This is a genomic window from Alloiococcus sp. CFN-8 (genome assembly GCF_049943125.1).
Taxonomy (GTDB): Bacteria; Bacillota; Clostridia; order Clostridiales; family Clostridiaceae; genus JAEXZL01.
This window is the reverse complement of sequence record NZ_CP188040.1, coordinates 18753-37504: the sequence shown is the minus strand read 5'-3', so window position 1 is coordinate 37504 and position 18752 is coordinate 18753. Positions and strand designations below refer to the sequence as shown.

Annotated in this window: 13 protein-coding genes; 7 read left to right on the top strand and 6 right to left on the bottom strand. The window is 35.5% G+C overall.

What is annotated here, in order from left to right; genetic code table 11:
• Positions 1 to 148: 148 nt before the first annotated feature.
• Together ACPWSR_RS00160 and ACPWSR_RS00155 are read left to right on the top strand one after the other, a co-directional pair.
• A complete protein-coding gene (locus tag ACPWSR_RS00160; RefSeq protein ID WP_426349700.1) occupies positions 149 to 1135 on the top strand; it encodes a pyruvate kinase in 987 nt (328 codons plus the stop codon).
• 75 nt (positions 1136 to 1210) lie between these two features.
• Positions 1211 to 1792, top strand: coding sequence for a rhomboid family intramembrane serine protease (locus ACPWSR_RS00155; protein WP_426349699.1), 582 nt, complete (start codon positions 1211 to 1213; stop codon positions 1790 to 1792).
• A 40-nt stretch (positions 1793 to 1832) separates the two neighbouring features.
• On the opposite strand, the gene ACPWSR_RS00150 is transcribed toward ACPWSR_RS00155, so the two are convergent.
• The 6 genes from ACPWSR_RS00150 to ACPWSR_RS00125 form a co-directional block, all read right to left on the bottom strand.
• Positions 1833 to 2948 carry a PcsB-like coiled-coil domain-containing protein gene (locus tag ACPWSR_RS00150; protein ID WP_426349698.1) on the bottom strand — a complete coding sequence of 372 codons (1116 nt, stop codon included), beginning with the start codon at positions 2946 to 2948 and terminating at the stop codon, positions 1833 to 1835.
• Between the two features lie 251 nt (positions 2949 to 3199).
• Entirely contained in the window at positions 3200 to 4090 is an 891-nt protein-coding gene (locus ACPWSR_RS00145) for a hypothetical protein (protein WP_426349697.1), read from the bottom strand.
• A 58-nt stretch (positions 4091 to 4148) separates the two neighbouring features.
• Positions 4149 to 4853, bottom strand: a complete 705-nt coding sequence (locus ACPWSR_RS00140; RefSeq protein WP_426349696.1) for an MBL fold metallo-hydrolase — start codon at positions 4851 to 4853, stop codon at positions 4149 to 4151.
• Between the two features lie 68 nt (positions 4854 to 4921).
• Positions 4922 to 5452 carry a biotin transporter BioY gene (locus ACPWSR_RS00135; protein ID WP_426349695.1) on the bottom strand — a complete coding sequence of 177 codons (531 nt, stop codon included), beginning with the start codon at positions 5450 to 5452 and terminating at the stop codon, positions 4922 to 4924.
• A 17-nt stretch (positions 5453 to 5469) separates the two neighbouring features.
• Positions 5470 to 6432 (bottom strand): biotin--[acetyl-CoA-carboxylase] ligase, encoded by a 963-nt coding sequence (locus tag ACPWSR_RS00130; RefSeq protein WP_426349694.1) that lies wholly within the window; start codon positions 6430 to 6432, stop codon positions 5470 to 5472.
• Between the two features lie 211 nt (positions 6433 to 6643).
• Positions 6644 to 9259 carry an ATP-binding cassette domain-containing protein gene (locus tag ACPWSR_RS00125; RefSeq protein ID WP_426349693.1) on the bottom strand — a complete coding sequence of 872 codons (2616 nt, stop codon included), beginning with the start codon at positions 9257 to 9259 and terminating at the stop codon, positions 6644 to 6646.
• A gap of 299 nt (positions 9260 to 9558) precedes the next feature.
• On the opposite strand from ACPWSR_RS00125, the gene ACPWSR_RS00120 reads away from it, so the two are divergent.
• The 5 genes from ACPWSR_RS00120 (at position 9559) to ACPWSR_RS00100 (ending at position 18749) form a co-directional block, all read left to right on the top strand.
• Positions 9559 to 10164 carry a glycerol-3-phosphate acyltransferase gene (locus tag ACPWSR_RS00120; RefSeq protein WP_426349692.1) on the top strand — a complete coding sequence of 202 codons (606 nt, stop codon included), beginning with the start codon at positions 9559 to 9561 and terminating at the stop codon, positions 10162 to 10164.
• Positions 10165 to 10465: 301 nt separating this feature from the next.
• Positions 10466 to 13276, top strand: a complete 2811-nt coding sequence (locus ACPWSR_RS00115; protein ID WP_426349691.1) for a penicillin-binding transpeptidase domain-containing protein — start codon at positions 10466 to 10468, stop codon at positions 13274 to 13276.
• 643 nt (positions 13277 to 13919) lie between these two features.
• On the top strand, positions 13920 to 15776 hold the full coding sequence (locus ACPWSR_RS00110; RefSeq protein WP_426349690.1) for an ABC transporter substrate-binding protein: 1857 nt from the start codon (positions 13920 to 13922) through the stop codon (positions 15774 to 15776).
• 155 nt (positions 15777 to 15931) lie between these two features.
• Positions 15932 to 16918, top strand: a complete 987-nt coding sequence (locus tag ACPWSR_RS00105; RefSeq protein ID WP_426349689.1) for an ABC transporter permease — start codon at positions 15932 to 15934, stop codon at positions 16916 to 16918.
• 16 nt (positions 16919 to 16934) lie between these two features.
• The gene (locus ACPWSR_RS00100; protein WP_426349688.1) at positions 16935 to 18749 is read left to right on the top strand and encodes an ABC transporter permease subunit; all 1815 of its coding nucleotides are present in this window, start codon (positions 16935 to 16937) and stop codon (positions 18747 to 18749) included.
• Positions 18750 to 18752 lie beyond the last annotated feature (3 nt).

The following is an 18752-nucleotide window of genomic DNA, read 5'->3' as shown; positions in this document are numbered from 1 at the left end:
CTCTTATTGAATGGATACCACAAAATGTTAAGGAGATTGTTCTTCAATAAGACCTTTTACTCCCCTAAATTCTACTTCTTCTTTTAGCTTTATAGTATAATAAGATAAGATATCATTTAGAATTTTAAAAAAACGGGGTTTAATTATAATGAATAGGATTAATTATTATGGCACCTTAGGTCCAGCTTGCGCTTCTTTTGAGACCTTATTAGAAATGTTTAAGGTAGGAATGACAGGGATTAGATTAAACTTATCTCACGTGGATTTGAAGGATAGTGGAGAATGGCTGGATAACTATAATAAAGCAGCAACAATGGCGGGAATGGAACCAGAACTCTTAATAGATCTAGAAGGTCCAGAGCTTAGGATAGGTAACTTAAAAAATTCTATAGGTTTCAAATCAGGAGAGTTTGCTATATTGGGGAAAAAGGGAATTCCTGTACCATCCTGTATCATTAGCACAGCCGAGGTTGGTGAAAAGATATTACTGAGTGATGGCCTCATAGAATTCTATGTAAAAGAGAACCAAGGAGACAGCTTGTTATGTGAGGTTGTCCATGGAGGACTGCTTCAGTCAAAAAAGAATATAGCTATACCAAGAGATAATATGAATCCTACTTTAACCCACAGAGACTATGTGAATATTAAAGCTGCAATAAACTATGGTGTTACAGGAGTTATGCTGCCCTTTGTTAGAGGGAAGGAGGACCTGATAACTCTTAAAGAAGCATTATTAAAAGAAAATGGCCAAGGTATAAAAATATATGCAAAGTTAGAAAATATCCTTGGAGTAAAGAAGCTTACAGAGATAATAGATTATTGTGATGAGATAGTTATAGCAAGGGGAGATTTAGGAAATTCTATGCCTCTATGGGAGCTGCCGAGGATTCAAAAGAATATATCAGAAATCTGTAGAAGTAAAGGCAAGCATTTCATGGTAGTGACTCAAATGTTAAATTCCATGATAGAAAATCCTGTTCCTACTAGGGCAGAGGTACTGGATATATATAATGCTGTATTGGATGGAGCAGCCTCAGTGATGCTCACTGGTGAAACGGCACAGGGAAAATATCCAATAGCTGCAATGGAATATTTAATAAAGACCGCTGAAGAGGCTTTAAAGAGAATAAATTAGGTAAGAATAATCTTTATAAAACCATATATCATAGTTAGGAAATTGGGAAGGAAGTAATAAGATAGGAGGAAATATATGAAGTATTTAAAAAACATAAGATATAATTCACCAGTAATTTTAACTTATAGCTTTGTAGCTCTAGTAGTTTTGATTGTAGGGATTATTACCGATAGGTGGCTTATATTTAAATTTTTCTCTGTTTATCGCTCATCACCTTTAGATCCTCTGACTTATGTAAGGCTGTTCACCTATGTCTTGGGACATATAGATTTTAATCATTATATGTCCAATATGCTGCTTATGCTGATTGTAGGACCTCCATTAGAGGAGAAGTATGGAAGCAAAAAGCTTCTCATAGCAATTGCGATAACTGCTTTTGTTGGTGGTGTAGTGCAGATTACCTTCTTTCCCAACACTAGTCTCCTAGGAGCCAGCGGTATTGTTTTTATGATGATAGTTTTGTCCTCCTTTGCTGGGATGGAAAAGGGAAGTATACCTCTGACCCTGATAATAGTGATTATTTTATACTTAGGTCAGGAAATTTTACAGGGGATAACTATAAGGGATAATATATCTCAGTTTACTCATATTATTGGTGGAATTTGTGGAGTTTTTATAGGCTTTGCTTATTCTAAAAATAGTAATTACAGGAAATGATCTAAATAAAAAATAAGGTAGCCAAACTGAACTGACTACCTTATTTTTTATTTGCATATACTTCTGCATACTGGACACCAAAGGCTAGAGCTTCTTCATGGGTATCAAAATAAATATCAATATGATACTTTTTTACTCCACCGCCACTATCCTCAGCAACATAATTTTCTCCATTTATCATCACTATAGTTCCAAAGGGAATTATCGAAGGGTCTACGGATATAGTGTGGTTGGACTTAGGTGTGGTCCCAGTAGCTGTAGTGCCGCTAGAGTGGGTGCCACAGCATTTTACGCAGCTGCAATAAGCTGTTAGCTTGAAAACTCCTAAGCTTGTTTCTGATATATTATCGTTATTAGAGGTAGCTTCTTTATCAAGGTCTACTGTATTATCAGAGTCATCTTCTTCAGCTGGATTTTCGTTGTTTTGGCTGCTATCTTGGATGACTTGTCCATTATTTTTGTCCTCTTCATTAGGGGTTATAGAAATAGAAGTATCCACAATAATTTCTTCAGAAGCAGTGTAATTCTCTTCCTCCGCAATCAATAGTCTCAAGGCTTCCATATCTAAATTTATTTCTTTAACAAGCTCTCTTTGATCTTTTCTTTTTTCCTCTAAACTATTAAGCTTTTTTTCATTAGTTCTTTTGAGGCTTTTTGCTTGTGCTTCTTTATTGTTTAATTCATCCACTAATTGGATAAGCTTATTTTTTTCTTCTTGAAAATCATTAATAATTTCACTATCGAATCGTAATAGCTGGGAGACTAAGCTAACTTTTGAAATTAAATCTCCAAGACTTTTAGAATCAAACAATATGGTTAAGTAGGAGATTTGTCCATTTTCTTTATAGAGCTGTCTCATTTTTAATTCATATAAAGCTTGCTTATCCTTCATGCTTTCTTCAGAAGCTTTAATCATTCCTTCTGTAGCTTGCAATTGCTCTTCTATACCTTCAATTTCTTTACTATTATCAATAAGCTCTTCTTTTACAGAAGATATTTCATCATTTAATAAAAATATTTCCTCCTCTAGCTTATAGACCTTGCTTTCTAGCTCTTGAAGCTTATTTTTGTTTACTTCAATATCTGCATAAGCTGCGGAGCTGTTAGCTAGAAGTACTACAGCTGCGGTTATTACCGCTAAAAGTTTCTTTTTCATGTAATCTATCCACGCGCTACTATATAGGCGTTTTCCTCCCCTTAGTATTTCTTAAAAAACGCATATAATTATTATAACATTTTTGCGGGAGATTGTCCTATAAATCCTTCGATATACGGTGAAAATGAAAGAATAATGTCTAAATAAAGCATAAAAACGACCATTATAGTCGTTTTTATTATATTATTTTATATTTTAAACAGTGTAATTATCATTTAGAATTTCTTGATAACTATGAATTACATAAATATCTAATCTAACCCTTTTAGCTTGCTATCTATATTCTTTATTTCAGTATTTAATCTATCTTCTAGGGAGGCTAGTCTACTCATATAGCTCTCCAGCTCATCCAAATTGCCGCTGATACGATCTCTTATGCTCCAGTCGGAAAAAATATTATCAAAGGCTATGTCAAAGAATCTGCTGGAGGAGTCTATTGTATCAATATAGCCATTAAAAGCCAAATTAACATCCTTGAGCTCCTTCTCTAATCGATGTGCCGCAGCATTCATACTTCTTACAGCTTCATCGGCCTCATCAATCTTTGAGTATTTTGCAAGGTCACTTAAGAGTCCGCCTCCAAAAAAGGTGTCTACAGTGGACCAGCCTTCAGCTTTATCATAAGCTACACAAGCCTCTTCAGCCAGGTTATAGACGGCTCTTACCGCTTCCTTGGCTTCTAAAAGCTCCTTACGCTGACTATAAAGTCTCTGTTTTTCCTCGTTAATTGCCCTTGCTGCTTCCTGACCCTCTGAATAATCCCTATATATTTGCTCTTTTAAGTCTTTATGTGAGGCCTTGAGCTTGAATATTTCTGAGGCAAGATTCTGTAATCTGCCTTCCATTTCTTTAACAATATAGCAGATGTCGTTATACTTTACCCTAGCCTCTGTATATTCTCTATATTCCTTGTGATACTTATCGTCATAACTACCGGTGAGCTTGGCTAGAAGCCTGGATAGGGATTGCTTTTCTAGCTTTTGTACATCCAGCTGCTCATAATATAGATTGTCTTCCATTTCCTTTTGAATATGTTTTTGTTTTTCTAAAGCTTTTTTCTCACTGGCTTTTTTGTTTTCTAAAACCTTTATTTCTTCCTGGAGCTTTAGGAGCTCCTCCATGGCCTCTTGATAAGTAATCATGATTATCCTCCTAATAAATTTATATACCATTAGGTCAGTTAGCGGTGGGTAATAAAGATTATCTATATTTCACTATCTGATCTCTATAGTCTTCAGAAATGGGATCCTTTAATAGCTTATCTATTATTTCATAATCCTCCCAGCAATGAATAGGGTAAACCTTATCCACAGTAACTGTTCTCATGAAGTAATCAAAGCCTAAGCTGTAGCGTTCCTCCTGTCTAGGATCAAGGGTCATAAAAGCAAGATTTATGTGTCTTCCTTGAATTTTGTTGATTTCCTCCTTAAAGGCTATCTCCATCTGAAGGTTTTCATCCTCAGGCTCATCGCTCCAGGACCAAAGATTTAAATCTCCTGCATGGTAAATAGTTTGGTCTGGAGTAGTAATCAAGAAAGCAACACCAGCATCTGTAGATTTCAAGGTTTCTATGGTAATGGCGAAATCCTCCTGTAATAGAGTTAAATTCTCATTAGTACCAATAAAATGAATTTTATCCTTTAATAATAGAGCTAGATCAGGTACAAGCTCCTCAAGTGTGTCGAAGGTTATATCATTAGATAATACATAGGTTATATTAGAGTATTTATGGGACAAAGAAAATATTTCGCTATTAAAATGATCCTTATGTCCATGACTGACAAAAATATAGAGAGGCTTATCTATTGGTAATTCTGGTATATTACCTTTATAATAATCAAATATTAAAGTCATCTCCTGGAGCTCAACAGAAAAGCCGCAATGATTCAAATAAGTAGTTTTCATAAAAGCCTCCTTTAGAACGATTATTGATATTTTTATTATAACAAAATATTCCTATAATTGTGCAATAGTTATATATTAATGGATAGTTTTAGTACTTTTCTCATAGGGGAAATAATTGTAGTAGCTGCTATTATTTTTATTATATCTCCTGGAATGAAGGGAAATACACAGGTGCTTAAGGCTGTAAGAGGAGTCACTGAGGCTTGCAACATAAACCATAGTGTCCCTAAGGTATAGCAGGCTAGTGTCCCCAAGGACAAACCTATTGGATACACCCATTTTTTTTCATCCACATTTTTTATAAAATATCCTGAAATGTAGACACAGGGGAGATAGCCAATTATATAGCCACCAGTGACACCAAAGAGCTTCTGTATTCCTCCAGAGAAGCCAGAAAACACAGGGAGTCCTGTGGCTCCTAATAGAATATAAGTGAGCACAGCCATAGTTCCTCTTTTTCTTCCCAGGAGGCCTGCAGCTATATAAACCGCAAAGGTAGAAAGAGAAATAGGAATAGGCCCTACAGGGAGTGAGAATGGGGCTACAATACACATTAGCGCTGCCATTAAAGAGATAAGGGTGATATCTTTTATATTCATAACTACTTCCTCCTGTATTAAAGCCTTATGGATATTTCTCCAGAAGACAGGGTTTCTATTCCCTTAGGACCTTCCACGATCAGCGCTCCTTTGTTGTCTATGGCAAGAGCCTTAGCTGTATAGGTGCTTGACCCTTTTAATACAGTTATACTCTGGCCTATAACCAGGGAACGTTTACGAACATCCTCTAGATATTTTCCTGATTTCATTTCAGGTAAAAGCCTATTTAAGGAATTTAATATTTCAGCAATAAGCTGGTTTTTAGATATAGTGTTGGAAGTTTCATTTTCTATAGAGGTAGCTATTTCTTTTAATTCCTCTGGAAAGTTAATCCTTCCTACATTAATTCCAATTCCTAGTATTATATAATTAATTCTGCCGCTTTCGAAGTCTAAGCTGGCCTCCGTTAGTATTCCGCAGATTTTCTTTTTATTTAAAAATAAATCATTAACCCATTTTATTTTTATAGGCACCTTAGCTAAAAGCTCTATTGCCTCTGATACTGCAACGGCTGCAAGAGATGTAAGCTGTGGTGCTTCTTCACTGGTGAGTTCAGGACGAAGTACTATGCTCATATATATACCAGTACCAGCAGGGGAGAAGAATGAGCGGCCTAATCTCCCTCTTCCCATGGATTGAGAGTCTGATATAATAATAGCACCATGGGGAGCACCACCTTCAGCCAGAACCTTTGCTCTAGCATTGGTAGATGGAATTTCTTTATGTATTTCTATAGTAGATGGAATAAAGCTTCCTCTAATATATTGCTTGATAGAGGGTTCAGAAATTATATTTAATTCTTCTGTTAGTCTATAGCCTTTTTTTCCAGAAGCTTCAATTTTATAGCCTTCCTCCTGAAGCTTCTTAATAGCTTTCCAGATAGCATTTCTGCTCACTTCTAATTCCTTAGCTAGCTGTTCACCTGATATATAATTATTACTCCTTAAGAGTTCTGATAATACTTGATTTTTAACAGACATAGAATAAATACCTCCTTACTGTAATTTAAGAGTACAAGAAATATTTATAATAGTCAACCAGATAAATTTTAAGGGTGACGAAAGGGTGAAAAAAATCTAATTTACCTTATCTTCTTTATGATATGTAGAGATACTGAATAAAAAAGGTACAGCCCTAATGAGATTTACTATTAGAGCTGTACCCAATTCTTTTATTATTATTTAATCACTTTTATTCAGTTCTAAGAGCTACAGCAGGATCCTTTCTAGAGGCTATCTTAGAAGGTATTAACCCTGCGATTAAGGTTAAGGACATACTTATTAATATAAGTGTTATAGCACCGTTTAATGGAAGTGTAGCTACATTAGGAACATCTACTATGTTTTCTATTATTGCATTTATAGGTATTGTGAGCAGTAGGGTAGTTAATATTCCTAAAGCACCTGATACAAAGCCTATAATTAGGGTTTCAGCATTGAATACTCTTGAAATATCTCTCTTTGAGGCACCTATACTTCTTAGGATACCGATTTCCTTAGTTCTTTCCAGTACGGAAATGTAGGTTATAATTCCTATCATTATAGAGGATACAACCAGTGAAATAGCTACGAAGGATATGAGAACATAGGTTATGGTATTTATGATGTTGCTTACAGAAGACATCATAAGGCCCACATAGTCAGTATAATTAATAACATAGGTATCCTTACCTTCTGAGGTCATTTCTTTGTTGTATTCAGCTATTTTATCTGCAATAGCTTCCTTTGCTTCAAAGTCTGCAGCGTATAGATTGATGCGGTTTGGAGAGGAAAGGTCTGCTACTCCTAAAATAGAAAGATTTTCTTCATAGGTTGCATCAGAAACCATAGCTGCTTCATAGCTTTTAATGAGAAGCTGAAGCTCTTCCTCTGATAAAGTGCTCATATAAGCTTGCTCCTCAGGACTTAAGGTGCTCATATCAAAGGTGCTTTCTTCGTCACCTTCACTAGTTTCATCCTCAAAGGGCTTACCGGTGAACACATCGGTGTCAGGATTAGCTTTTTGGGCTTTAACTATTTCACTCTCATTGATGGAATTTATAGCGTATTCCATCAGGTCAGGTCGATAGCCTATGGAGCCATTGGTATTAACACCCTCAGAGTTCTTTGAGGGCTTAAGGATACCAACCACTTTTAATTCTAGAGAATCATCTATTAGATTTTTCATGAAGATCTCATCTTCCTTATTATCCTTCCAGCTTCCATTCTCTTGGTTGTAGGTGTAGTAATCAGTATTTAATACCAGTTTATAGGTGAGCTTTAACAGGTCCTCAAAGCTATAGCTCACTTCCTCGGTTTTTATCTCTTCATCCTTTTCTATGGCCTTCATCATATTCTTAAGTTCCTCCTGATCCTTAAGGCCTAAGGAATAGAGAGTCATATCACTAATTTGATTGTTTTCGTCTACAATTAATACAACTTCATCATAAGAGGAAGGCCAGGAGCCTTCTAAAAGCTCATATTGAGATTTCAGGAGCTTTTCATTATTGAATAGCTCTTCCCATACATCTGCATTACCGCCACCCATCATAGGTGAAGAGACTGCTGATGGGGAGGTAGGAGCACCCATTCCTATATTCTCCATAACTGTGCTGGGATTAACCTGAACTATCCCTTGGGAGGTGTCAGCTTTATAAATGTTAAGAGTAGTATTATAACCATATTGTACTGTGCTAGTTAGATTTTCTAATCCATTATCCTCATTCTCTATATATTCCTTAAAGGCTTGAAGATTATTACTTTCTATATCAGAAACCAAGGAGCTTAGCATATCGCCCATAACATCATTGGAATAAATCTTATTGGGCTCACGGCCTTCTGAATTATTCTCTGACATCCCCATCATAGTATTAATAAGGCTGCTCATATCAACAGATTCCTCTTCTATTGTTATTGGGTAAGAGGACAACGTATCCTCTTCTACCTTATTAATGTAGTTTTGAAAACCTGTAGATAGGGCTAAAATTAAAGCTATCCCTATTATACCAATACTACCAGCAAAGGCTGTCATAAAGGTTCTGGTCTTCTTAGTAAGAAGATTAGTTAAGCTCAGAGAAAGAGCTGTGAAAAAGGACATAGAGGTTTTAGAACTCTTTACACTACTGCTTTCTTTATATTCCTTTTCATCTTCAATATAAGGATTAGTATCATCAATTACCTTACCATCTAATAGCTTTATAATTCTTGTTGAATATTTTTCAGCTAGCTCTGGGTTATGGGTAACCATGATGATTAATCTATCCTCAGCTATTTCCTTTAAAAGCTTCATTATCTGAAGACTAGTTTGGGTATCCAGAGCGCCTGTAGGCTCATCGGCCAGCAATATATCTGGATCATTAATTAGGGCACGAGCTATTGAAACTCTCTGCATCTGTCCACCGGACATTTGATTAGGTTTTTTGTGAATCTGATCTCCAAGACCTACCTGCTCCAGTACTTCAATTGCTCTTTTTCTTCTCTCTTCCTTGGATACACCAGAGAGAGTGAGGGCCAGCTCTACATTGGAAAGCACCTTTTGATGAGGTATCAGATTATAGCTTTGAAATACAAAGCCTACTGAGTGATTCCTGTAAGTGTCCCAATCTCTATCCTTATATTCCTTTGTAGATGTACCATTGATGGTTAAATCTCCATTGGTGTATTTGTCTAAGCCACCTACGATGTTTAATAAGGTAGTTTTTCCACAGCCAGAGGGGCCGAGAATTGATACGAATTCATTTTTTCGAAATTTTATATTTATACCTTTAAGGGCTTTTATTATGTTATCACCCAGTCGGTATTCTTTGGTAATATTGGCTAAGGTTAGCATTGAGAATCTCCTTTCAAAAATAAACATGAAAATACAATAGCACTTTATTATTAACTGAATATTAATTATAGCATATAGATTCAATCCTTTAAGATTAATTGATTAAAACTTTTTATGTTACTTATATTATTGCCTGTACATTTACTTTTTAACTTAACTTAGCCTACCAAATTGTTATTTAGCATTAGACATGCTATAATTATTAAAAATATAATAACTTTGAGGGTATAGAGTAGTTAAAAGTTAACTTAGATTTTAAATTTTATTCTAAATTTTATATTGAAAATGGGGTGTTGTTTATGTCTTATATAATTTGTGGAATTGCAGGTTATCTATTAGGATGTGTAAATGCTGCTTATTTAGTAGGTAAAAGCAAAGGCTTTGATATAAGAAAGAAAGGCTCTAACAATCCTGGTGCCTCTAATGCTGCTATAACTATGGGATTTAAGGTAGGAGTTCTAGTAGCACTATGGGATATATTAAAGGCTGCAATTGTGGTTTTTGTAGCTAAAATGTTATTCCCTGATGATATTTTAATAGGAACAGTAGCAGGGGTAGGCTGTGTCCTTGGACACATGTTCCCAGTTTTTATGGGCTTTAAAGGTGGTAAGGGCTTTGCTTCCTTTATGGGAATGATGCTCACATCAAATTGGAAGGCTTTTTTAATTATAGGTATAGTGGCTGTAATAATAACAATTATCACTGATTATATAGCTATAGCTACCTTAACTACTGCTATAGTATATCCTCTTTACATCATTTATTCCACAGGAGACTATTTAATTCCATTGGTAATTGCCGTTGCATCTCTGGCCATGGTCTTCAAACACTTGATTAATATAAAGAGAATACTCGAAGGAAATGAAATAGGCCTCAGTAGTTTGTGGAAAAAGAAGACAAGCTAATAGGAAGTATTTCCTGGGAAATAATGTAAATAAATTATTTCAATTTTTTATATACTGTTCAAAAAGAATTTGAAGTAGACTGTAAATGAAACTAAAGGGTTAATAGTAGTTTATATTATAAAATGGCGTAATTGAAAGCTACCAATAGGTGATTTTCATTAACGCTTTTTTTGTTCCTTAAATTACTATGGAATGGATAATAATTAATGTGGTATTATGATGAAAGATGTAGAAAAATATAATAAAATGTTGTTTTGTATTGCTATAAAGTAAATTTCATATTAAAAGAAGGTGTTGCTTATTGAATAAAGGAAAGGGAAAAGTAAATAGATTTACTGCTTTAATTATATTGCTCTTCATTATATATGGTGCAATTTTATCTAAGCTAATTACTCTGCAGATAGTGAACCATGAGGATTATACCGATAGAGCTAACAATTCTTCCACCAAGACTATCGCAGAACAGGCGCCTAGAGGTAAAATACTAGATTCCTCTGGGAATGTCCTGGCAGATAGTAAGCAGAGTTATGCCATTGAATATATGGATACCGTAGAAAGCAGGGAAGTTTTACTTGATACACTGACTGAAGTATTTTCTATGTTAGATGATCTTGGTGAGGTCATGAGCGACGATCTAGAATTAAAGGTGGATGATCAAGGCTCATTTTATTTTGATTATGGTACTAGTGAACCTTCAGCTATTAAAACCTTAGATCTAAGATTTAAAGAAGATAGAAATCTTGATTATTATCTTAAAAAAGAATTAGATTATTTTCATGGATTAGAGGAAGAAGAGTATGATGAAGAGGATCTTATTTTCTTAGAGGAAAAAATGACTGAGGTAACCGCAGAGGAGATGTTTTACAGACTCGTTAAGCAGTATTCTCTATATGAGCTTTTAGGCCCTTCTGAAGAGGAGACAAAAATATATGAAGAGATGACTGGGAAAGAAATCACTGAAGTCCTAAGGGAAAAATATAGCCTTAAAGAAATTAGAAGGTACATGGTTGTGTTAGATGCAATCAAGATGCAGAGTTACTCCAGCTATAATGCGACAACCATTGCTTCTAATATATCTAATGAAAGCGCCTTTATATTTATGCAAAAGCTCAATGAGCTTCCCGGAATAGATGTAAGATATCAGCCTGTGAGATATTATCCTTATGGGAGTCTTGCATCTACTGTTATCGGGTATATGTCTTCAATAAATCCTTCTGAAAAAGAAGAGTATGAGCTTAAGGGCTATGATGTTTCTACAGATAAAATAGGCGTAAGTGGTATTGAAGCTGCTTTTGAGAATGTTCTTAAAGGTACTAAAGGTGGTAATATAGTAAAGATAAATACCTTCGGTAGAATTACTGAAGAGCTTTTTGCATTAGAAGCCTATCCGGGAAACAATGTTCAGCTTACTGTGGATATGAATCTTCAGTATACTGCTGAGAGAGCCCTGAAGGAAACCCTAGAGTCCATTGCATCACAAAAGGTTATTGATGGAGGACAGAATATTGTGGCTAATGCAACGAGAGGAGCTGTGGTGGTTCAGGAGGTTAATACTGGAAGGGTATTGGCTATGGCAAGCTATCCAAACTATGATCCGAATATATTTACAATACCTGGACTTCTCACCGATGAATTAAGTAAGAAGTATTTCAGTCCTGACTATGAGGCATTTGCAGAGGAATATATAAAAAAGACAGGTTCTACCTTAAGTCCAGAGGAGCTTTTCTCTAATGATTATACATCGGATACCTATGATATATATCCAAAGCCGTTTTTTAACTATGCAACCCAAGGTATGCTTCCATCAGGGTCAACCTTTAAATTTGTTACTGCTGTAGCAGCGTTAGAAGAAGGGGTTGTGGACCCGGAGGAGAAAATTTTAGACCAGGGAGTTTTTAATAAACATTCTGGATTTGAAAATTATCAAGGTATGTGTGAAATATATGCCTCTAGGAGAGGCTCCCATGGTTATGAGGATATGACTAAGGGCTTCAAAGATTCCTGTAACTATTATTTTTATGAATTAGCATATAGATTGTATAAAAATTCTGGGATAGATACCTTAGCCAGCTATGCCTGGAAGCTTGGATTAGGTTATGACCCAGAGACAGCCTCGGAAAATGGTACTGGTATAGAGATTTTTGAAAATAAATTTGGACAGGTTTATAGCAGTACAGCCTATGCTAATCTAGTTGCCAACATATCAAAATATGAAGTGGTTGATATGCTTTCTAATGGAAGTTATACCTATGCCCCTGGTTCAGGATATAACCATAGGCCCTTCGATATAGCTTATAAGGAAAGTGATAATGAAGAGCTAGCAAAGGCTAAAAAGGCGGTGAAGGATTATGTTTCAGACAAATTCAAAGGACTGTGGGACATTCCAAGGAACGATCCGAATTTTATTAAGATAAAAGAAGAGCTTATAGAACTTCTTAAAAACCTTGTAGCAGAATATGAAGAAAAAGAAGCTAAGTTGTATAAAGAAAGTGACTACTATAATGCAGCGGATAATTTAGCAAGATATATTATCTATGATAAAGGAGGAGATTTGACATCTCCTGGTAATTTAACTAATAGCTCCATTGGACTGGGAATGAATCAATTTACACCCCTTCAACTCTGCAGTGCTTTGGCTACCGTGGTGAACGGAGGTACGAGATATGAATCTTACCTGGTGGATAAGGTTGTAAATCCTGAAGGAGAAATAATGCAGAACTTTGAGCCCACAGTTATAGAAGATTTAAATCTTAAAGCTACCACCGTAGAGGCTATTAAGGAGGGAATGGCTGCTGTTCACTCTGCAGGTACCTTTGGGAATTTCCCAATAGCTACCGGTGGTAAAACTGGTACCTCTCCCTTTAGAAATGACCAAAAATCTATTGGAAGAAGTGCTTATGGTGTATATGTAGCCTTTGCACCTTTAGAGAAACCAGAGATAGCTGTATCAGTGGTGCTCTATGACTCTGCCCATGGAAGCAGTGCAGCACCCGTTGCTAGAGCTGTCATGGAGACTTACTTTAGGGATGAAATAAATCAGTTATATCCTAATTATAGATCCAATACAACTTCCTATAGCTTAAATCCTGAAATTGACCAGGTATATAATTAAAACAGAGGAAATAGGATAATAGTTGATAAGAAGCTTTATAAAAGAATAATTGCACTTTCTTTGGAAAAAACAAAAGAGAGGATAATCATCTTTATTAATATGTGATGATTATCCTCTTTTCTTTGTATATGAGTAGTTTTTTTTTTCAGAATTACCATAGATATACAGTAAAACACATGGCTTTTTATAAAATTATTAATAATTGAAGTTGATAATTATTATTAATTAGATAATCATACAAAATGAAAATGATTAAATTAGCAATAAAAACATAAATTTGAATTAATGTAAAAATGGTTCATTTTTTATTTACATATATATAGCATTTGTTGTAAAATTGTATTATAATATATAAATATTAACAATTTAAAGATTATTAGAGTTTTATATTAATTGTTTGTCAATTACAATAATATTCTGAAAATTGTTAAAGACGTTAGTAATAAGAATATTTTACTGGCCATAAAATATTCTAAAAGGTAATTGGTAAATATAAACTGATAACTTTTGCATTGATGAGCAAATTGTTATAGAAACATCCCTAGATCTAGAGGAACATATAAATTATATTATTAGGATATTTATATCTTAATATAAATGCAGTAGACATAAATCACTGCGAAATAAAAAAGGAGGATATGACATGAAAAATGTAAGAAAGCTTTTAGCCTCAACTTTAGCCTTAGCACTTGCTGTATCAGTATTTGCTGGTTGCTCAAGCAAAGGTAATGAAACACCTGGAGATGATGGGGGTAAAGAACCTTCAGCGCCTACTACATTAGTAGCTGGAACTACTACAGATCCAAATGGTGAACCAGAACCTTGGTGGGATAACGGTGGTCCTGATTATGATGCCTATAAACTTTCTACTGGCTATGGCACTGTTTCATATACCAAGGAAGGCCAATATGTTTATGACAAGACAACCTTAAAGAATGATCCTGAGATAGATGAAAATGCTGATGGTTCTAAAACTTGGACATTTACAATAAATGATAATTTAAAGTGGTCAAACGGAGAAAAGATTACTGCTAAAGATTATGTTTTCGCTATACTTTTCTGGACAAGCCCAACTATGACAGAGTTAGAAGTACAAGACAATACTTTCGGTAGTGCTTATAAGTTAAAGGGCTGGGAGGAATATAGTAGTGGAAAGGCAAAAGAATTCTCAGGAGTTAAGCTATTAAGCGATACTGAATTCTCAGTGACTGTAGATGGTTCACAGCTTCCTTATTATTTTGAAATGACTTTAGTTAGCTTCAGCCCTAGCTACATGAAGGGATGGGTTCCTGAAGATGTTAAGCTTGAAAGTGGAGATAATGGAGCTTATTTCAGTGATAACTTTACTGCAGCACATATAGGCGAAACTGTTGAAGCCTTCAGATGGAAGCCTACAGTTTTCTCAGGTCCATATGTTGTAAAGAGCTTTAACACTTCAGTTCTTGAATACACACTAGAAAAGAATCCTGAGTTCTTAGGTGATTATAATGGACAGAAGGCTCAAATAGATACTATTATACTTAAAAAAGTTGAGCAGGAAACAATGATGGACGAGCTAAGAACAGGCAAAGTAGATATGCTCGCTGGAGTAGTAGACGGTGACTTAGTAATTGAAGGATTAGACATGGTTGATGAAGGTCTCATTGGTGCTCAAGACTATCCACGTAATGGTTATGGTTACATCCACTTCGTTGCTGACCATGGTCCTACACAATTTACAGAAGTTCGTCAAGCAATTGCGTATCTTTTAGATAGAACTGAATTTGCTAAAACCTTTACTAAGGGTTATGGCTCAGTAGTTCATGGTGCTTATGGTGTAGCTATGCGTGAATACCAAGTTAATAAGGGTCAATTAGATAAGCTTAATCAATATAGCTATTCCTTAGATAAGGCTATAGAAGTATTAGAAAAAGGCGGATGGACTTTAGATGCTAATGGCAACCCATACAATGGAGAAGGCGTAAGACATAAGGATGTTAATGGACAGAGAATGCCTCTTTCTATAAACTGGGCTTCCTCAGAAAATAATGCAGTTTCAGACCTTATAGCTACTATGCTTGTAGAAAATCCAGATCTTGCAAAAGCTGGAATAGAAATAAAGCAAACAGTTATGACCTTTAATGAAATGTATACCCAGCATTATGCTAACATGGATGAAGCTGAATATCATATGTATAACCTTGCAACAAACTACACTTCAGTATTTGATGTTAAGAACACCTATGCAATAGGTTCAACTTCTAACTACAATCAGATAGCTGATGAGCAGCTTGCAAAGCTTGCAGGTGATATGCTTGATGTAGAACCAGGTGATGAGGACACATACATGAAGAAGTGGGTAGAATTCCAAGCAAGATATAATGAGTTATTACCATCATTACCATTATACTCTAACCAGTATGCAGATTTCTTCACCACTAAGCTTGAGGGTTATGAAGGTGTAACAGCTCTTTGGGATTTCTCAGCACAGATTTTATACTCTACTATGAAGTCAGAGTAATATATATATAAAAGAGTATCTAAGCTAGAAAAATATTAAACAATGCTGGGGATTATCCTCCTGAGGATTATCCTCATGCATTGTTTAATGTTGTTTACACTGCCATGGCTTTATAGACATGGAATTTAAATTTGATGAAGCAGGTGAAAAGAGAAATGGCTAAATACATCGGTAAAAGACTTATGTATATAATTATGGTATTCTTTATACTGTCATTAATGTTCTTCCTTCTATACAATTCTATACCTGGAGACAGAGCTAAGGCTCAGATGGGGGCATCGGCGGGAAAGCTGACTAATGAGCAGTATGAGAGACGTTATCAGCAAATTAGAGAAAAAATGGGTTTAGATGATCCGCTCCCTATAAGATATGCAAAATGGATGGGTAACATATTAACTGGAGATTTTGGCTATTCAACCTTCTATAAAAAGGATGTTATAAATGTAATTACAGAACCTATGAAGAATACAGTATTTATTAACATATTTTCTACAATACTAGCCTTAGGGATAACAATTCCTTTAGGTATTTATACAGCAGTTAAAAAGTATAGTCCTTTTGATAGATTTGTACAGATTAGTACTATAGTTGGGTATTCAACCCCTTCATTTATTTTAGGATTAATTATGATATTTTTATTTGCAGTTAACTGGCAAATCTTCCCCGTCAGTGGGATGAACTCAACAAATTTCAGTGGAACTGGGTGGGAATTCTTTGTAGATAGAATGTATTATCTAACTCTTCCACTGGCTGTTATGACCCTAAGCTCTTTAGGAGGTATGACTAGATTTGTTAGAGCAGCTATGATAGATGCTCTATCAATGGATTATATCCGTACAGCTAGAGCTAAGGGATTAAAAGAAAAGGTAGTTATTTATTCACATGCATGGCGTAATGCTCTTCTTCCCGTTATAACCTTAATAATAGGATGGTTCTTGACTATATTCGGAGGCTCTATAATCATAGAGAACATGTTTGCTCTTAATGGTATGGGTAAGGTATATTATCAAGGTCTTCAAAACCAGGATTATGATCTGGCCATGGCCGTTCAGCTGTTCTATGTTATTATAGGTTTAGTTGGTAACCTATTGGTGGATTTAAGCTATGGTTTAGTAGATCCACGAATTCGTATTACAAAGTAGGGGAGGATTATACTATATGGAAACTAATAAGAAAAGAAGCAGTTTTTTCTCCCTGCTTATGGGGAGAATGTTTGGTGTTGGTAGCAGATCTATTCTAGAAGAAGAACAGATTCAAAGCCCTACTAAAACAATAATAAAAAAGTTCTTTTCCAACAGGCTATCTTTGGTTGCCCTAAGCGTATTTTTTGGGATACTGCTGTTTGTAACTATAGCGCCGAATTTTTTTAAGCTTGATTTAAGCTATAAGGAAGCTACACAGCAGAATATCCGTCCGGGTTTGGATCTTATGGACATACCATCTGAGCTTCAGGGAAATATACAGTCCATAGGAATTGGTGCCAAGTTTGGAGTTGGAGCATCAAAGGATGGAAAGCTCTATACTTGGGGAGATACTAAGATATCTAAAACAAAGAATATAGAGAATCTTCCTAAAAACGTTGGAAAGGTTACTATGGTTTCTGCAGGCTATGACCATGCGGTGGCAGTAGATGAAAGAAACAAGGTATATGTCTGGGGAAACGATAGACAGTTCCAAGATAATATTCCTGTAGATATAAATGTTCATGGAAATATAGTTCAGATTGAAGCTGGCTATCAGGTAACCATGGCTGTAACCGACGAAAATTATGTTTTTTTCTGGGGAAATGAGAATCTAGCTGATATATATGTTCCTGAAGAAGTTCAGGGAAAAATACAGAAGGTTGCTATTACCTCGAATACGGCAGTAGGTTTAACCACAGATGGCGAGGTTGTACATTTAGGCTCTAGCGGTAACGCTATTACTCCTATACCAGGAGAGGCATTGAGTAATGTTATTGATATTGCTGCAGGTTCTTCTACAGTAGGAGCAATAACTGAGGATGGTGAAGTAATAGTTTGGGGTAACACTACAAGGGGAGAAAAAGAAGTTCCATCCCTTAAGAGTAAGCCAATAGCCATAACCTCAGGTGCTTTTCATTACAATTTAGTCCTTGAGGACGGAAGCATTGTGAGCTGGGGAAGTGATCTCTACGATCAAACAGATGTTCCTGAAAAGGAAATTAAGTCAGCAGAGATTGATAAATTATATACTGGTTATTATCAGAATTATGCAGTAGATACGGATGGAGAAGCTATTACCTGGGGATTAAAAGGATATCTTCTTGGTACTGATGACTTAGGTCGTGATGTATTAAATAGACTCGTAAATGGTGGTAAATTAACCATGACTATAGGAGCTATAGCAGTTGTTATTTCTACTGTTTTAGGAGTATCTGTAGGTGCTATTGCTGGTTTCTTTGGAGGAAAAGTTGATTTAATCCTCATGAGAATAGCTGAAATAGTACTGGCACTGCCATTCCTGCCTTTTGCAATGATATTATCCTCCGTAATAGGAAACAATCTTACTGAAATGCAGAGAATATATCTTATTATGGTAGTACTAGGTCTGTTATCCTGGGCTGGCCTGGCTAGAATAGTTCGTGCTCAGGTTCTGGCAGAAAGAGAAAAGGAGTTTGTAACAGCAGCTAAGGCTATGGGCGTTAAGGAATTGTCTATAGTGTTTAAGCATATAGTGCCTAACGTAATATCTATAATTATAGTTAATGCAACTCTTTCTTTTGCTACTAGTTTGCTTACAGAATCAAGTCTTTCCTATTTAGGCTTTGGAGTAACCCTTCCAAGACCTACCTGGGGAAATATGCTTTTTGGAGCAAATAATTCTGTTACTATCCAGTCACGCTGGTGGCAGTGGGTATTCCCTGCAGCTATACTAGCAGTTTGTGTAATATGTATAAATACCATCGGAGACGGCTTAAGAGATGCTATAGATCCGAAGAGTTCAGAAAGATAGGAG